Source organism: Marinitoga hydrogenitolerans DSM 16785, from assembly GCF_900129175.1.
Lineage (GTDB): Bacteria > Thermotogota > Thermotogae > Petrotogales > Petrotogaceae > Marinitoga > Marinitoga hydrogenitolerans.
The window spans coordinates 85,503-103,216 of record NZ_FQUI01000003.1 but is presented as its reverse complement, the minus strand read 5'-3'; the positions used below and the strand labels follow the sequence as shown (position 1 = coordinate 103,216).

Annotated in this window: 18 protein-coding genes; 13 read left to right on the top strand and 5 right to left on the bottom strand. The window is 28.7% G+C overall.

The features are described 5' to 3' along the window. Positions 1 to 102 precede the first annotated feature (102 nt). Positions 103 to 1,551: an aminoacyl-histidine dipeptidase gene (locus BUA62_RS01860; protein WP_072862849.1), complete on the bottom strand. Its 1,449-nt coding sequence runs from the start codon at positions 1,549 to 1,551 to the stop codon at positions 103 to 105. Positions 1,552 to 1,757: 206 nt separating this feature from the next. On the opposite strand from BUA62_RS01860, the gene BUA62_RS01855 reads away from it, so the two are divergent. From BUA62_RS01855 to BUA62_RS01810, 10 genes are all read left to right on the top strand, one after another. Continuing rightward, on the top strand, positions 1,758 to 2,537 hold the full coding sequence (locus tag BUA62_RS01855) for an exodeoxyribonuclease III (RefSeq protein ID WP_072862847.1): 780 nt from the start codon (positions 1,758 to 1,760) through the stop codon (positions 2,535 to 2,537). Positions 2,538 to 2,677: 140 nt separating this feature from the next. Beyond that, on the top strand, positions 2,678 to 2,989 hold the full coding sequence (gene rplU, locus BUA62_RS01850) for a 50S ribosomal protein L21 (protein ID WP_072862844.1): 312 nt from the start codon (positions 2,678 to 2,680) through the stop codon (positions 2,987 to 2,989). Next, positions 2,986 to 3,279 carry a ribosomal-processing cysteine protease Prp gene (locus tag BUA62_RS01845; RefSeq protein ID WP_072862842.1) on the top strand — a complete coding sequence of 98 codons (294 nt, stop codon included), beginning with the start codon at positions 2,986 to 2,988 and terminating at the stop codon, positions 3,277 to 3,279. Before rplU ends, BUA62_RS01845 begins: the two co-directional genes overlap by 4 nt. Next, complete coding sequence (gene rpmA / locus BUA62_RS01840) at positions 3,279 to 3,554, top strand: 50S ribosomal protein L27 (RefSeq protein ID WP_072862840.1); 276 nt, start codon at positions 3,279 to 3,281, stop codon at positions 3,552 to 3,554. The genes BUA62_RS01845 and rpmA overlap by 1 nt, the downstream gene beginning before the upstream one ends. A gap of 12 nt (positions 3,555 to 3,566) precedes the next feature. Then, positions 3,567 to 4,097, top strand: coding sequence for an ECF transporter S component (locus tag BUA62_RS01835; protein ID WP_072862838.1), 531 nt, complete (start codon positions 3,567 to 3,569; stop codon positions 4,095 to 4,097). A gap of 17 nt (positions 4,098 to 4,114) precedes the next feature. Continuing rightward, a complete protein-coding gene (gene rplM, locus BUA62_RS01830; RefSeq protein ID WP_072862836.1) occupies positions 4,115 to 4,561 on the top strand; it encodes a 50S ribosomal protein L13 in 447 nt (148 codons plus the stop codon). A 14-nt stretch (positions 4,562 to 4,575) separates the two neighbouring features. Further along, positions 4,576 to 4,983: a 30S ribosomal protein S9 gene (gene rpsI / locus BUA62_RS01825; protein WP_072862833.1), complete on the top strand. Its 408-nt coding sequence runs from the start codon at positions 4,576 to 4,578 to the stop codon at positions 4,981 to 4,983. A gap of 79 nt (positions 4,984 to 5,062) precedes the next feature. Beyond that, on the top strand, positions 5,063 to 6,793 hold the full coding sequence (gene dnaG, locus BUA62_RS01820) for a DNA primase (RefSeq protein ID WP_072862831.1): 1,731 nt from the start codon (positions 5,063 to 5,065) through the stop codon (positions 6,791 to 6,793). Next, entirely contained in the window at positions 6,793 to 8,055 is a 1,263-nt protein-coding gene (rpoD, locus tag BUA62_RS01815; protein WP_072862829.1) for an RNA polymerase sigma factor RpoD, read from the top strand. The genes dnaG and rpoD overlap by 1 nt, the downstream gene beginning before the upstream one ends. Before the next feature lie 42 nt (positions 8,056 to 8,097). Further along, complete coding sequence (locus tag BUA62_RS01810) at positions 8,098 to 10,077, top strand: ATP-dependent helicase (protein ID WP_072862827.1); 1,980 nt, start codon at positions 8,098 to 8,100, stop codon at positions 10,075 to 10,077. A 147-nt stretch (positions 10,078 to 10,224) separates the two neighbouring features. Here BUA62_RS01810 and BUA62_RS01805 read toward each other — a convergent pair whose 3' ends face one another. Beyond that, a complete protein-coding gene (locus tag BUA62_RS01805; protein WP_072862825.1) occupies positions 10,225 to 11,808 on the bottom strand; it encodes a Gldg family protein in 1,584 nt (527 codons plus the stop codon). A 158-nt stretch (positions 11,809 to 11,966) separates the two neighbouring features. On the opposite strand from BUA62_RS01805, the gene BUA62_RS01800 reads away from it, so the two are divergent. The 3 genes from BUA62_RS01800 to BUA62_RS01790 are packed head-to-tail and all read left to right on the top strand — an operon-like array spanning position 11,967 to position 13,955. Continuing rightward, a complete protein-coding gene (locus tag BUA62_RS01800) occupies positions 11,967 to 12,743 on the top strand; it encodes a DUF368 domain-containing protein (RefSeq protein ID WP_200782271.1) in 777 nt (258 codons plus the stop codon). 19 nt (positions 12,744 to 12,762) lie between these two features. Next, positions 12,763 to 13,506, top strand: a complete 744-nt coding sequence (locus BUA62_RS01795; RefSeq protein WP_072862823.1) for an undecaprenyl-diphosphate phosphatase — start codon at positions 12,763 to 12,765, stop codon at positions 13,504 to 13,506. A gap of 11 nt (positions 13,507 to 13,517) precedes the next feature. Continuing rightward, positions 13,518 to 13,955 (top strand): nucleoside-triphosphatase, encoded by a 438-nt coding sequence (locus BUA62_RS01790; RefSeq protein ID WP_072862821.1) that lies wholly within the window; start codon positions 13,518 to 13,520, stop codon positions 13,953 to 13,955. A gap of 193 nt (positions 13,956 to 14,148) precedes the next feature. Here the strand turns inward: BUA62_RS01790 and BUA62_RS01785 are convergent, their stop codons facing one another. Genes BUA62_RS01785 through BUA62_RS01775 form a run of 3 tightly spaced genes read right to left on the bottom strand, consistent with a single transcriptional unit; the run spans position 14,149 to position 17,692 of the window. Continuing rightward, positions 14,149 to 16,458 carry a xanthine dehydrogenase family protein molybdopterin-binding subunit gene (locus BUA62_RS01785; protein ID WP_072862819.1) on the bottom strand — a complete coding sequence of 770 codons (2,310 nt, stop codon included), beginning with the start codon at positions 16,456 to 16,458 and terminating at the stop codon, positions 14,149 to 14,151. Continuing rightward, positions 16,455 to 16,913 carry a (2Fe-2S)-binding protein gene (locus BUA62_RS01780; RefSeq protein ID WP_072862817.1) on the bottom strand — a complete coding sequence of 153 codons (459 nt, stop codon included), beginning with the start codon at positions 16,911 to 16,913 and terminating at the stop codon, positions 16,455 to 16,457. Before BUA62_RS01780 ends, BUA62_RS01785 begins: the two co-directional genes overlap by 4 nt. Beyond that, positions 16,910 to 17,692, bottom strand: coding sequence for an FAD binding domain-containing protein (locus tag BUA62_RS01775; protein WP_072862815.1), 783 nt, complete (start codon positions 17,690 to 17,692; stop codon positions 16,910 to 16,912). Before BUA62_RS01775 ends, BUA62_RS01780 begins: the two co-directional genes overlap by 4 nt. Positions 17,693 to 17,714 lie beyond the last annotated feature (22 nt).

Here is a 17,714-nt window from a genome sequence, read left to right as displayed (position 1 = left end):
ATTTGTATAACTACTACCAATCACACTTCCTTTATATTTCAATACTTGTTTCGTATATAATATGGGGATTTTTAAATTATTAAGAGGCTGCAAAGCAGCCTCTTAATAATTTTTTATTTGCTTTAATACTTCAACTAAAAATTCCCATACTCTTTTTACAGATGAAATACTCATTTTTTCTTGTGGTGTATGTACATCATATAAATTTGGCCCAAACGAAATCATATCTACATCTTTCATTTTACCTGACAATATTCCACATTCTAATCCGGCGTGAATAGCTGCTATTTCTGGTTCTTTACCATACATATCTTTATATACTTTTTTCATTAATTCTCTTATTCTCGAATCTGGTTTATATTCCCATGCTGGATATGGAGCATTTGTATTTAATTCTGCTCCTACTAATTTTGTTATAATTTCTGTTTTGTTATGTATTAAATCCCTTAGTGTTTCCACAGAACTTCTGGTAGCTGATGTAAACTCTATTCTATTAGTATATGTTTTAACAACACCTAAGTTACTCGAACTTTCTACCAATCCTTCAATTGATTTACTCATTGTTTGAACTCCATCATGAACCAACATTAAAATATATATTGCTTTTTCAAAGGATTCTTTTGTTAATACTCTTTCTGATTTTTCTATTTCCTCTATTGAAACTTTTACCTTTGGATCTGAAACACTTAATTCATTTTTAAATGTTTTGTCCCAATACTCAACAATTTGTTTTGCTTTTTCTATATTATCAATAATCAATTCTGCTGTTGCCTCTCTAGGAATAGCATTGCTTTTATCTCCGCCATTTATTGAAGCACATTCGACTTTTATCTTTTTATTTAAATCATATAATACTCTTCCTAACAATTTATTGGCATTTCCTCTCTGCTTTATAATTTCCATTCCAGAATGCCCACCTTGCAATCCAAATACCTTTAATCTTATTCCATATTTATTTTCTGGCTTTTTAAATTCAACTGGCAATGTTATTACATCTCTCAAACCACCTGCACAACTCACATAAAATATTCCTTCTTCTTCAGAATCTATATTTAAAAGTACTTTTCCATTTAATAATGATGGATCCAATTCATTTGCTCCTGTCATTCCTGTTTCTTCTTCTGTTGTAAATAATGCTTCTATTTCAGGGTGGGCTATATCTTTGGAATCAAGTATAGCTAATGCATATGCCACAGCAATACCATTATCCGCTCCCAATGTTGTATTCGTTGCTTTTATATAATCTCCATCTATTTGTAATTTTATAGGGTCCTTTGAAAAATCATGATTAGAATCAGAAGTTTTTTCACAAACCATATCAATATGACCTTGAATAATAACACCTGGAGCACTTTCATAACCTTTGGTTGCTGGTTTTCTTATAATCACATTTAATGCTTTATCTTGAATATATTCTAAGTTCCTTTCTTTAGCAAAATTTACAAGGTAATCGCTAATAGCTTTTTCATTTCCCGAACATCTTGGTATTTGACTTATTTCTTCAAAATAATAAAATACTTTTTCTGGTTTTAACCCTTTTAAAACTCCCATCTTATAGCCTCCTATTAATAAATCTTTTTGAATATTTTAATGCATCATTTGCGTTTTTTGCATAATATACTCCAAAAAATCAAAATTCTGAAGTTTTCATCTTTCTATAATTTTACTATTTTATTTTATAAATTTCAAATAGAAAATTATGTTATAATTTAATATGATAATTGTATTTTAACTATACTGTTTGAGGTGATAAATATATGAAAATTATATCTTGGAATGTTAATGGAATAAGAGCAGCTATAAAGAAAGGTTTTATAGATTTCCTGAATACCGAAGATCCAGATATATTATGTATTCAAGAAACAAAAGCAAGGGAAGAGCAATTAACCAAAAAATTTTTAAGTTATGGAACATGGAAAAAATATTTTGTTTCAGCAGAAAAAAAAGGATATAGTGGTGTAGCTACTTTTACAAAAATCGAACCAAAAAATATTTTAAAAGGTTTCGGAAATGAAAAGTTTGATTCTGAAGGAAGAACATTAATTACTGAATATGAAAACTTTTCGCTTTTTAATATATATTTCCCAAACGGTAAAGCAAGACAGGAAAGATTGGAATATAAAATGGATTTTTACTATTATTTATTGGAATTTTTAGAAGATTATAAAAAGAAACAACCTAATATTATTATTTGTGGCGATGTTAACACTGCACATAAAGAAATAGATCTTGCAAGACCAAAGGAAAATGAAAATGTATCTGGATTTTTACCCATAGAAAGAGAATGGATTGATAAGTTATTGGATAGTGGATTTATTGATACATTCAGAATGTTTAATCAAGAACCAAATAATTATACATGGTGGGATTACAAAACTAGAGCAAGAGAAAGGAATGTTGGATGGAGAATAGATTATTTCTTCATAAGTACTCCTTTGGAAAATAAAATTAAAGATGCTTTTATTCTTTCAGATGTAATGGGTTCCGATCATTGCCCTATTGGAATTGAAATCAATAATAGTACATATACTGGATAATTAAACCGATTTATAATTTTAACATAAGTTTAATCAATGCTTAGTGTGAAATATGATAAAATAATTCGGAAAGGGTCTAAGGTTTAAAATCCCAAGTGGTACCTTAGCCCAATATTATTATTTCAAGAGGAGGTGACTATATGTACGCTATCATTGAAGTTGGCGGAAAACAATACAGAGTAGAAGAAGGCATGGAACTTTACACAGAAAAATTAAATGGATATGAACCAGGTTCTGAAGTTGTTTTAGACAAAGTTTTATTTGTAAAAGATGAGTCTGCAAAAGTTGGAAAGCCATACGTAGAAAACGCAAAGGTTGTTGCTGAAGTCGTAAAACATGGAAAAGATAAAAAAGTATTAGTTGTAAAGTTCCAGGGAAGAAAAAATTACAGAAGAAAAAAAGGACATCGTCAACATTTTACTGCTTTAAAGATTAAAAAAATCGAAGCATGATTCAAGTAACATTTAATTTCAAAAAAAACATAGTTACAATTAAAGGACACGCAGATTTCGATCAGTATGGAAAAGACATTGTATGTAGTGCTGTAAGTGTTTTAACCCAATTTGTTTCAGAAATCATTAAAAATGAGAATTTAGGCGATTTCAAAACAAAAGATGGTTATTTAAAAATTAATTGGTCAAATAATGAGTTATCTGATAAATTGATAAAATATTTACACGATGCATTAAAAAGTATTGAAGAAAGTTATCCCGATAACTTAAAAGTGGAGGTGAATAAGTAATGAAAATAAATCTTCAACTCTTTTCATCAAAAAAGAGTGGAGGTACCGCAAAAAACGGAAGAGATTCCAATCCTAAGTACCTCGGAGTTAAAAAAAGCGACGGTCAAAAAGTAGTTCCAGGAAATATCATTGTTAGACAAAGAGGAACTCATTTCCACCCAGGAAACAATGTTGGAATTGGAAAAGATCATACAATATTTGCTAAAATAGAAGGTTATGTGAAATTCGAAAAAAGAAACAACAGAAGAATAATCAGCGTTTATCCAGAAAGATGAGATGGTGATAATATGAGCCGTGTAAAAACATTATCCACGGCAGGAATATTGGGAGCGTTATCGGTACTATTAATGTTTTTAGAATTTCCAATATTTCCTTTTGCAAGTTTTTTGAAATTTGATCCAAGTGCATTACTAATTATTGCTTCTCTTTTTTTATTTGACTGGAAAACCGCCATGTTCTCGTTAATAACAAAAGATATTGTATTTTATTTTGTAAAATCTGGTGATTTAATAGGCGTTTCAATGGATTTTATAGCCATTTTTACTTTTATATCAATACTTACAATTTTTAAATTAAATATAAACAAATATATTAAATATAGTATTTCTTCTTTTGGTGTTGGTATAATAATGGTTTTAATGAACATGGCTATTATTCCTATTTATTTTAAAATGTCTTTTAGCGAAGCAGCAAAATATTTTGGTTTATCATCATGGACACTTATTATAACTATAATCGCTTTTAATATGATTAAATTCATTATAGACGCTATTTTAGGCGACTTGTTATATAAAAGAATAAAGAACTTTTTTTCCTAAGAAAGGAGGACAGCAAAATGGCTTCAATTATGACTCAAAAGAGTTATTTAGCAAAAAATGAAGAAATTGAAAGAAAATGGTATGTTGTTGATGCAGCTGGAATGTCATTAGGTAGATTAGCTTCACAAGTAGCTAAGATATTGCAGGGGAAACACAAACCAACTTATACACCACATGTCGATACAGGTGATTATGTAATTGTAATAAATGCTGAAAAAATTGTTTTAACAGGTAAAAAATGGACTCAAAAGAAATATTATAGACATACAGGATATCCTGGAGGTATAAAAGAACAAACAGCAAAAGAAATATTAGAAAAATATCCTGAAAGATTAATAGAAAAAGCTGTAAAAGGTATGCTTCCAAAAACAACATTAGGAAGACACATGTTCAAGAAATTAAAGGTTTATTCTGGTTCTAGTCACCCTCATGAAGCACAAAAACCAGAAAAGTTGGAATTATAAGGAGGGAATAATGCATGGCTGAATTTATAGATTATTATGGAACAGGTAGAAGAAAAGCTTCTATCGCAAGAGTACACTTAAGACCAGGTGAAGGAAAAGTAAGAGTAAATAAAAAAGAATTTGAAAATTTAACTCAATACTTTAATAATAACCCTGTTTGGTCAAAACACGCTTTAGAACCTTTAACAGTTACAGAAAATGAAGGAAAATTCGATTTAGTTATAACTGTAGAAGGCGGAGGAATGAATGGTCAAGCTGGTGCTATTAGATTGGGTATTGCAAGAGCTTTATTAAAATTCGACGAAAACTTAAGACCTGTTTTAAGAAAATACGGATTATTAACAAGAGATCCAAGAGAAGTAGAAAGAAAGAAATACGGTTTAAGAAAAGCAAGAAGAGCTCCTCAATTCTCAAAGAGATGATCTTTGCTTTATATCAAAATGTTGCATAATAAGGGAACGGTTTTCCGTTCCCATAATTTTGCTATATGGAGATGGTATCTTGATACCAAAGGAAATTATTGATGAAATCAATTCAAGATTAAATATAAAAGATATTGTCGGAAATTATCTTTCTTTAAAAAAAACGGGAAAGAATTATACCGCCTTGTGTCCTTTTCATCCAGAAGACACACCTTCTTTTTTTATTTTCCCATCAACAAATACTTTTCATTGTTTCGGATGTGGCGCCCATGGCGATCCAATTAGCTTTATTCAAAAATATGAACAATTAAATTTTATAGATGCCGTTAAAAAGGCTGCAGTTTTAGCTGGTATAGATATTTCTCAATATATACAAAGAAAAGAGCTACCTATAGAACTACAAATATTTGAAGAATATCATAAAAAATATAAAGAAATATTGTTGAATTTACCTCAATCTCATCCAGCATGGAAATATTTAATCAACAGAGGAATTAATAAAAATTATGCTGAAAGATTTGGTTTGGGTTTTTCCAATGGTTCTTTAAAATCATCAATTTTAGATGATTTTGATTTACCGATAACTCTTGGAAATAAATTAGGAATAGTTAGAGAAGATGGGAAAGAAATATTTCAAAACAGAATAATTATTCCTATAAATGATGATTTTGGAAGAGTTATTGCCTTTGCAGGAAGAACAATAAAAAATGAAACCCCTAAATACTTAAACAGTCCAGAAAATAAATTCTTCCAGAAATCTAAGATTTTATTCTTATTTGATAAATCTAAAAATATTATAAAAAGAGAAAAATATAGTATTTTAGTAGAAGGTTATTTTGATGCTATTAGTATGCATATAAATGGTTTTGAAAATACTGTTGCAATTCTCGGTTCAGCTTTTACGCAATATCATGCTAAAAAACTTATAAAATTATCCGATAAAATTATCACTATGTTTGATATGGATGAAGCCGGTCAAAACGCCACACTTAAATCTTTAGATTATTTATTATCTTTTGGATTTCAGGTTGCCATAGCCCAATACACCACAAAAGATCCTGATGAATTAATAAAAAAAGAAGGGCAAAATGGGATTCTTCGAACTTTAGAAAATTCGAAAAAATTTCATGAATTTATACCTGAATATTTTAAAGATAAATATAATTTAGATGATGAATTTGGTATTGAACAATATCTTGAAAAAATGGCAGAATGGTATTTGAAATTTCAACGATCAAAGCATGCTGCAATTCTGGATACATTTATTAAAAGAATTTCTTTGATTATTTTAAAGCCAGAAAATAATATAAAAAAAGCCATTGATAATATATTAAAATATAAAAAGTACAATAAAAAAGTAATTCCTTATGCATCTCTTGAAGAACCAACAATATCCTCAAGAGAAAAAAGGTATAATGAATTAGATAAACAACTTATTTGGTTATGGATAAAACATAAAAAGTATAGAAAAAGAATACAAGAAAAACTCTCTTCAAAAGACTTTGAAACATATGGAAAAGAATTTTTAGATTTTATTGAAAATGGCTATGATTTATCAGAAATATTGGAAAATGGTAGCGAAGAGTTAATTAATTTAATAAAGTTAACATGGAATTTTGATTATGATATCGAACCAGAAAGAATATTTATGAGTCTAATAGATTCGATAGAAAAATTCCGAAAAGAAGAGGAAGTTAAAAAACTAAGAAAAATGCTTAATAACACAAACGATCCAAAAGAAAAAAAAGAAATAATGAAAAAAATATTCGAGATACTCGCTACTCTTAAAAAGCGAGGAGGTGTTTTTTAATGGCAGATAAAGACTTAATGAAAGCTATTGAAGAAATTGGTGATTTAGAAATTGGTGATATTGACAAATCTAAAGAATTCGTTGAAGTGAAAAAAAAGAAAAGAAAAAGTTATAAACCTCCAAAACCTTTTGAAAAGATTGTTAAAGAGTTAGTGAAAAAAGCCAAAAAAAACAATATGGTTTTAACCTATGAAGATATTGATAAAACATTACCTACAGAATTAGATACCGAACTAATTGAAAAAGTATATGAAGCCCTTGAAAAAGAAGGAATAATGGTAGATGATGGTACCCAATTAGATGATAATAGTATTCATGAAATAGAAGGAATTATCGAATCTGAAGGCGCTGCTACAATTGAACTAATGGATTATTTAGAAGATGGTGAAACTCAAGTATTTGATAACATGTCTTTAAAAGATCCTATAAAGGTTTATTTAAAAGAAATTGGAAAAATAAAATTATTAACTCCTCAAAGAGAAAAGAGATTAGCTAAAAGAGCTAATGAAGGTAATAAAAAAGCACGTAATGAATTAATTAAAGCTAATTTGAGATTGGTTATATCTATTGCAAAAAAATATGTGGGTAGAGGGTTATCTTTCCTCGATTTAATTCAGGAAGGTAACATTGGTTTAATAAAAGCTGTGAATAAATTTGATTATAAAAAGGGTTTTAAATTCAGCACATATGCCACATGGTGGATAAGACAGGCAATTACAAGAGCTATTGCTGATCAGGCAAGAACTATAAGAATTCCTGTACATATGGTTGAAACAATAAACAAATTCAATAAAATAATTAGAGAATACTTACAAGAATATGGGGAATATCCATCTCCTGATAAATTAGCCGAATTAACAGGTAAACCTGTAGAAAAGGTTAACGAAATTTTATTAACCGCAAGAGAGACTATATCTGCTGATTCACCGCTTGGATCTTCAGATGAAGATGATTCAACAATTGGAGATTTTATTGCTGATGACTCATTAGATAAACCTTCTGAAGTCGCTATGAAAATGTTGTTAAGAGAAGAATTAGAAAAAATATTAGATACATTACAACCAAGAGAAGCTATGGTTTTAAAAATGAGATATGGTCTCCTCGATGGTAAAGTAAAAACACTTGAAGAAGTTGGGCAATATTTTAATGTTACTAGAGAAAGAATTAGACAAATTGAAGTAAAAGCACTTAGAAAACTAAGACATCCAAGTAGAAGTGCTCAACTTAAAGAACTTAGTTCAATGCTTGGAAAAGAATTATAATTAAAATAGTTTTGATTAAATAGTTATAATCGGAGGATTATTATGGAAGAAAAAGTATTTAACATAAAAAGGAATGAATATACAATCCCAGAATTTTTCAAAGAAGAATTGGATGATGAGCAATTAAAGGCTGTTATTAATTCAAAAGGTAGATCATTAATAATTGCTGGCCCGGGTTCAGGAAAAACCCGGGTTATTACTTATAAAATTGCTTATCTATTATCACAAGGTATTAGACCTGAAAATATCTTACTTGTTACTTTCACAAGAGCATCTGCTAAAGAAATGATTGAAAGGGTAAAAAATGTCACTAATGTGGATACATCATCACTTACTGCTGGAACATTTCATCATATTTGTAATATGATTCTCAGAAGATATGCAAAAGTATTAGGATATGATAATAACTTTTCCATACTTGACTCTGAAGATTCGAAAGATTTAATGAGAATTGCAAAAAATGAATATAAAGGGAACTTAACAAAAGAAGAAGCAAAGCAAATACCAAATGAAGGCGTTATACTAAAAATTGTAGGTTATGCTGCAAACACTTTAAAATCCTTAAGAGAAGCTGTTTTAGATGTTGCTCCATATTTAATCGATGTTGAAGATGATATAGAAAAGATTTATATGCATTACATAGATCTTAAACAAAAAATAAATGCTATGGATTATGATGATATGCTTGTAAATACTTTAAGACTATTGGAAACAAATGATGATATCAGGAATCATATTGCTTCAAAATATAAATGGGTTTTGGTTGATGAATTTCAAGATACAAGTTTAGTTCAACTAAGAATTGTTGAATTTCTATCTAGCGTTCATAAAAATTTAATAGTTGTCGGCGACGATTCTCAAAGCATTTATTCTTTCAGAGGATCAAGATTCGAAAATGTTGAAGATTTCCAAAATCATGAAAACGTGAAACTATTTAAAATACAAACAAATTATAGAAGTGTTCCAGAAATTGTAGAACTTGAAAATTATTTAATCCCAACACATTCTATTCCTAAAAAATTAAAACCTTTTCGTTCATCTTTTAATATAAAGCCTAAAATAGTAAAAACATATGATGAATTAGAACAAGCAGACTTTGTTGTACAATTAATAGAAAACAAATTTAATGAAGGTATTTCACCAGAAGACATTGCTATCTTATATAGATCACATAGTTTATCTATGACTTTACAACAGAAATTAGATGCAAGAAAAATATCTTACAAACTGTTATCTGGAAAAAGATTTATAGAAACACGGCATATAAAAGATATTATGGCTTTTTTAAAAATAGTCGCAAATCCTTTTGACAACATATCATGGTCAAGAGTTTTAAAATTATTTCCAGGTATCGGACAAAAAACCATGACAAAAATTACAAAAGAATTTTATACAAATTTAATGGAATATACTACACCTTATGATGCCTTTGAAAATATTAATCTAAAAAAATATCCGAAATTAAAAGATATAATCTTATACCTATATGAAAACGAAACAGAAAATCCTCAAGATTTAATAGACTACATATATTTAGAATTTTACAAAGAATATCTCGAATTAAATTTTAAAGATGCATATTCTAGAAAACTTGATATAGAAAGATTATCCGAAATTGCTTCAAGATATGAAACGCTTGATAAATTTTTAGAAGAATTAGCCTTAAGTGAAAATATTGAAATTCAAGGTGCAGAAAAAGATAGAAAAGTTGAAAAAATTACATTAACTACTGTTCATGGCGCAAAAGGCCTTGAATGGAAAGTTGTTATTATAATCTCTGTAAACCCTGGAGATTTCCCAAATGGAATGGCTTTAAAAGATAAAAAATTAGATGAAGAAGAGCGTTTATTTTATGTTGCTGTTACAAGAGCCAAAGATGAATTATATATAGTAAAACAACTAACTGGAACAACTAAACCTTATTATGGAAATTCTTTTTACATAAAACAAAAATTACCTGATTTTACTGATAAAATTCCAAAACGTCTTGTTGAATATTGGAAAATTGGTTATACAGAATAAGATGTATATTATATAATAATAGTCATTCTTTCTGATTTCAGTTGATAAAAATTAGTTGATTATAATTTTTTAAAATTATAATGGAATAATAATACATATTTTATTCAGTAATCCAAAACAAATCCCCATTTATGGGGATTTGTTTTATTATTTCATTAAATATTTAATTACATTAATTGCAAGTTGTGCGTCATCTCCCCATTGCCATCCGTTATGTAGTAAATCACCTGTATCTCCAGTTCCATCATCAAATGGAGAGCTATCTCCAATTGCAACTACTTTTCCTTTTCCATATGTAGTAACAATCATATATGGTTTGTCTTCAGAATTAGCAATTAACACTTTTACTTTGTCATTTAATATTTTTATCGACGAACCATTCCAAACACCTATTTTTTTAATTCCTTTTGTTATTTCGTGATTATAAACATGCGCTAATGGTGCTTCTTCTAAATCATCTCCAGCAAATTTAAATCCAAAATTTTCAACAAAGGTATTAAAAATTTTAGGAGAATCCCATCCATTTCCATTTCTATCCGAATTTCCATGATCTGCTATTATAAATAATGAACCGCCATTTTTTACAAAATTCAGTATAGCTGATACTTCAAAATCTTTAAAAGGTTTATTTGGCTCTGGAATTATCAGAGTTTTATACATATTTAAAATATTTTCATTGAAATCTTCTTTTATTTCTTCAACCTTTAAACCAAGATTTTTTGCTGCATCTGCAAAATCTGAATATCCACCGTTGATTACCCAATCTGCATTTCCTGCGGTTTGTCCGTGATTATTGTCAAATAATACTCTATTTTTGTAATTATCTTTTTCAACATTCATTGGTAAAATAATCATACCTGTTTTATTTCCATTTTTATCTGAAATTGATCTTAAAACAAGTTTAAATTTGTTTGGCATATTCTCTATTTCAATTTTCATTATAGTATTATCTCTTAAAAGTTCAATGTTTTTTATATTTGCTTTTAGTACTCTAACAGATTTATTCTTTAATACACTTTCTGGATTAATCTGCTCATTAAATTCTACTATAAGATAATTATCTCTAATTGCATATATTTTTACTTCTGGCGGAAAAATATCATCTACAAGAATATCATCCATGTTTCTCGGCCATAATTCGCGTATAGACATATATTGTCCCAAGACTCCTACAACTTCCATATTTATTCCTACTTTAAATAATGCTGAGTTTATACCTGTGTTTTCTCTTATAAATACCATACCTTTTCCGCTTCCATCATCTATATATATTTTTCTAATATCATGTTTATCAATTTCAATTATTTTACCTTTTGTTTTTACATATAATCCTTCATATTTTTCATCATTAATGTCTACAGTTTTTATTTCAATAGGAGCTGGCAAATCATTACCTCTGGATAAAATTTTGTAATAATGTGTCGGATTATCTCCTTCTAACACTATTTGCTTATTATTCCTATGTGACCATGTATATCCTCTTACTTCAACTAAATCTCCTCTTTTTATATCATTAAATTGCTTACCTCTATAATACAAATTTATTCCAGCTGTTTCGTCTTGAAGGAAAATTATGTTTACATCAAATGGCCCTGGTTCTACCGTTACTATCCCTCTAACTATCACTGTTTGTAAATCTTTTAATTGTCTTGCTTGAGAAATACTTATTACATTAGAAAAAGATAAAATAACCAAAGTTACTAAAAATAGTGTTATAAATAGTTTTTTCACTTCTATCCCTCCCAAAATTTTTTATTTTTAACATAACATTATATCACAAAATTTTAAGAAAAAACTCTTCTAATTTTTATCTTAAATTTTTAAAATGTTTCTGGTATAATTGTTAAAGCTATAAATTTTATTCGATATTTAGTTTGGAGGTGTGTTATTTGAAAGATTTTATTCTTGGTATAATAATGGGAATTGCGGAACTATTGCCTGGAATTAGCGGTGGAACTATTGCTGCTATTTCTGGCAGATACGAAATTATTTTAAAAGCAGCATCAGATATTGTATCTCTTAAATGGACTAAAGAATCTCTGAAAATTATTACTTTTTTAATTATTGGAATGGGAATGTCTATAATATTATTATCTAAAGTTTTATCTTATCTATTTAATAAATATCCAGAATATTCTTATGGAATTTTTGCTGGTTTAATTATAGGAGGTTTAATTTATTTATTAAATCAAATAGATTTCAAAAAAAAATCAAATCTATCTATAATAACCATAACTTTTTTTATAGCTTTCCTACTTTTAAATTTTGCAAAATCTATTGAATCTACAACAGGTAATATCAATTTCTGGTATTTAATGTTTGGAGGAGTTGTTGCTGTATCAGTTATGGTTTTACCAGGTGTAAGTGGATCATCCATGCTCCTAATTATGGGACTTTATAAACCAGTTATAAATGCTGTATCTAATATGAATTTTAATATTCTAATTCCTGTTGCTATTGGCATTTTTCTGGGTTTAATTTTTATTATAAAATTATTAGAAGGATTAATGGAAAAATTTCGTGAGCATGTTATGTCATTTTTAATAGGATTAACACTTGCTGGAATGGTTACTATTTTCCCAATTACTTCTAAATGGTTAACCTATATATTTTTTATAATAGGAATTTTCTTATCTCATTATTTAGAAAAAATATTAAAAGAATAAATTAGAAAGAGGTGTGATGATGCAGGAAATTTTATTGGGTGTTATTCAAGGATTAACAGAGTTTTTACCAGTTTCAAGTTCGGGGCATTTAGCTTTATTTTCAAGATTAATAAATTTTGATCCTAATGTTTCATTTTTTGCTTTTTTACATTTGATGACATTTTTTGCTGTATTGTTATTTGTATATAAAGAAGTATGGTTTATTTTAAAAGGAATATTTACAGGAAGAAAAGATGCCTGGAGTCTTTCAATAAAAATTATCATTTCTTCCATTCCAGCAGCTTTTATTGGAATTTTATTTGAAGATCAAATAAATAACGCATTTTCTTCATTAAAATTAGTCGGAATATTTTTCTTGTTTACATCTATTGCAATGATTTTATCTGATAGATTTAACGGAAAAAAAGAATTGTTAGACATTTCTTACATAGATGCATTAATTATAGGTTTATTTCAAGCTGCTGCGATTTTCCCCGGTATTTCAAGAAGCGGTTTTACATTATTTGGTGCATTACTCTTAAATACAAAAAAAGGAGCAGCTTTAAAATATTCATTCTTAATGAGTCTTCCTGTAACTTTTGGTGCGGGTTTATTAGAAATCCATAAGGTTACATTTACATCCTCTGTAATTTATTCTGGAATTGCAACCTTTATATTTGGCGTTTTAGGGCTTTATATTTTGAAAAAAACTGTTATTAACGGAAAACTCAAATATTTTGGATATTATACTATAATTGCAGCAATATTGAGTTTTATTGTATAATTGGTGATATTATGAAATTATTATTAACTGGTAAAATGGGAGTAGGAAAAACAACTGTTTTAAATAGAGCAATAAAAAAATATAATATAAGAACTGGCATTTTCACTCAAAAAAAGGGTGAAAATGTTTATGCTTGGTTTTTATATTCTAATAAAAAATTTATAATTGGCAAAAAATCCTCTTTTGGAATGGAAATTCAAGAAGATGGTTTTAAAAATATAACTACAGAGCTAAAAAATATAAGATTTCCAGATTTTTTCGTTATTGATGAAATTGGATTTTTAGAAGAAAAATATCCTCCTTTTTTAGAAGAAATAAAAAGAATTATCGAAGAATCTAAAAATTTTATAGGTATTGTTAGGCTGTTTTTTCATAATAGATATGACTTCTTGAATACATTACCTATTATAGAAATAACTGAAGAAAATAGAAATGATATTGAAATATAAAAACTTAATTTTTTACAAGATTACTTTAAAACAAAAATCACATAATTTCTAAAATATGCATTAAATAAAAAATAAAAGCCCTGGCTAGCCAGGGCTTTTATGATACCATATATCTATATGGAATCGGGGGATGGGGATTTCAAAATTATTATATCTTAGATATATTAATTTAACGTTACAAAAATATGATTTTTTATATTTTATTTTTTTTGTTTCTTAATGCCATTAAAACTTTTTCTGGAGTTATTGGAAGTTCTTTTATTCTTACACCAACTGCGTTGTATACCGCGTTTGCTATAGCTGCTGGTGGTGTATCTATTCCTATTTCACCCACACTTTTTGCTCCAAATGGTCCTGTTGGCTCATAACTTTCAACTAATTCAACATCAAGATTTTTTATATCTACACGTGATGGGACCTTGTAATTTAATAAATTATTTGTCAATAGCCTTCCATTTTTATCATATTTAACTTCTTCATACATTGCCATTCCAATACCTTGAGCAAGACCACCTTCAACCTGTACTTTAGCCAAATTAGGATTAATAGGTGTACCACAATCTACTACTGCAACATAATTCAACAAGTCAACTTTCCCTGTTTCTGTATCCACTTCAACTTCTGCAAAACCAGCCATAAATGGTGGTGGGGATTCTTCACCTACGTATGATCCTGTTACACTTAACTGCTTTTGATTTTCATTATAATATAAAATTTCAGCTAATTTTTTCAATGAAATTTTTCTATCTTCTGTTTTTATTTCTTTTCCATCAAATTCTACTTTATCTTCAGAAACTTCAAAATACTCGGCACCTGCTTTTATTATCTCTTCTCTCATTTTCTTCGCAGCTTCAATAACTGCATTTCCAGTAACATAAGTGGTACTAGATGCATATGCTCCTGTATCAAATGGAGTTATATCTGTATCTGAAGAATATGGAATTACATCCTCAGTTGGAACATTTAATATATCTGCAGCTATTTGAGATAATATTGTATCACTACCAGTACCTATATCCGTTGCACCAATTAACAAATTAAAGGAACCATCATCATTTAGTTTCAATGTTGCTGATGCCATATCTATTTTTGGAATACCTGATCCTTGCATAGCAATAGCCATTCCAACACCTTTAACTTTCTTACCTTCTTTTTTATCTTTAAATTTCTTTTCCCAATTTATTTTCTGAACTCCCTTTGTTACACATTCATCTAATTTACAGCTTCTTACAACCATATCAACTCCTTCTTTACCTTCTCCCATGATTTTGAAAATAGGAGATGTTTCATTTTCCTTTATCATATTAATTTCTCTTAATTTAACCGGATCGATACCTAATTTGTCAGCTAATATATCCATAGCTGATTCTATAGCGAAATTAGCCTGTATTGCTCCATATCCTCTATATGCTCCTGCTGAAGGATGATTAGTATATACTACATCACCACCAAATCTAACTGCTTTTACTTTATTATACATTGGTAATACTTTAGAGCCTGCAACCATAAACGTAGTTAATGCGTGTTCCCCATATGCACCTGTATCTGACAATCCTCTAACATCTATAACTTTTATTTTGCCATTTTTGTCAGCACCTATTGTTACATCAAATCTCATCGTATGTCTTGTATAAGTTGCTTCAAATACCTCTTTTCTTGTATAATAAACCTTTGCAGGTTTGCCGGTTTTTAATGTTACCAATGCAACATACGGTTCACCATGAATTCCTTGTTTGCCACCAAAACCTCCACCTACACGTGGTTTTATCACTCTAATATTTTTTATTGGCATTCCTAATGCATTAGATAATATCCTTCTTACGTGAAAAGGAACTTGTGTTGAACTTACAACTACCAATCTACCTAACATATCCATGTAAGAATAGGCTGTGTGCGGTTCCATCATAACATGAGCTTGAGCCTGTGTATAAAATCTTTCTTTAACTACAACATCTGAATTCTCTATTTCTTTTTCAATATCACCTATACTCATCTCATATGTTGCTGCAATATTATTTTTTGGATCGGAACTTACAAAACTTTCACTTTTATAATCTTTTTCCGGATGAATGATAGTCTTTGAACCTTTACTCTTTTCAAAATCTAATACTGGCTCTAAAACTTCATAATCAACTTTTAGAAGTTTTAATGCTTTTTCAGCTGTAATTTCATCTCTTGCTGCAACAACAGCAACTTCATCACCAATATATCTTACATATTCATCTAATATATATTTATCATATGGTGATGGCTCTGGATAACCTTGCCCTGCCCTTGTAAATCTGTTTTTTGGTACATCTTTATGAGTTAAAATACATTCAACACCTTCCAATTTCTCTGCTTCTGTAGTATCTATATTTTTTATTTTTGCAAATGCATAAGGACTCCTTAATATTTTTACTATTAAAGCGTTTTTCGGAGCTAAATCATCAGCATAAACAGGTTGCCCACTAACTAATCCATAACCATCTACTTTTTTTATTGAACTTTTTACTTCTTTCATGCTTTCACCTCAAAATATTTTTTTATTGCTCTCATTTGAGGAGCATATCCTGTACATCGACAAAGATTTCCAACTAAATACTTCTTCATATCCTCTTCTGTTGGATCTTTTAATTCTTTTTTCATAGAATACACATTTAAAATCAAACCCGGACTACAAAAACCACATTGATCTGCACCTTCATTCAATAAAGCCTCAGATATTGCTTTAAATTCAGGATCATCTTTTAATCCTTCTACAGTTGTAATCTCGTGGCCATCTGCTGAAGCAGCTAAGACTGAACAAGATAATACAGGCTTACCATCCATTAACACTGTACATACACCACATGTTCCTGTATCACAACCTTTTTTCACACTCATATAATCTAATCTTCTTAATACATCTAATAAAAATTCAGAAGCCGTTATTTCAACCTCTTTTTTTTCATTATTTATAGTTAATTTTATTTTCATTTTAAAACCTCCTCTAAACCTCTTTTAACTAATATTGGTGCAATCGCTTCTCTATATTCTTTTGAACATTTTATATTTGAACCATATTCGAATTCCTCTGCTGCTATCTTTGATGCTTCTTCTATATTTTTATTTTCCTTTAAATAATTCATTGCTTTTTTTGCTAATTTCGCAACACCCGGTCTTGCACCTATTGCTATTCTAAAATCATCTTTTTTATCATATGAAACTGCAGCATTTAGCATTGAAAAATCGTAAAACGAATTCCTCATGTTTTGGAATGATAATTTTCTATCTTCATCTTTTATTATAATTTCAGTTAAGACATCTTTTCTTATTTTTTCTTCTAAAAATACTTCTAAAGGCATTCTACCATTTTCATATAAGACTACATCTGTATTTAGTGCTAATAATACTGTTATTAAATCAGAAAAACCTAATTTCGGAAATATAGTACCACCAATAGTTGCTGTATTTCTTAATTGAACAGACCATATTAACTGAAATACTTCTAATAATTTCCCATCAAATGCTTTTTTTATAATCTCATTTCTCTCGACATCACCTAATGGTGTTGCTCCTCCTATTTTTATTTCATTTCCTTCTTTTTTTACATAGTTAATACCTGCATCTTGAAGATCTATTGCTAAATTGATCTTTCTTGATGAAAGTCTGATAAATGCTCCACTACCTATTATTTCAGCACCTTCAGTACTGATAAGCTTATCATATGCTTCTTCAACACTTTTCGGCCTAAAATATTCTTTAATTTCAATCACCGCTATCACCCTTCCTGTTTTT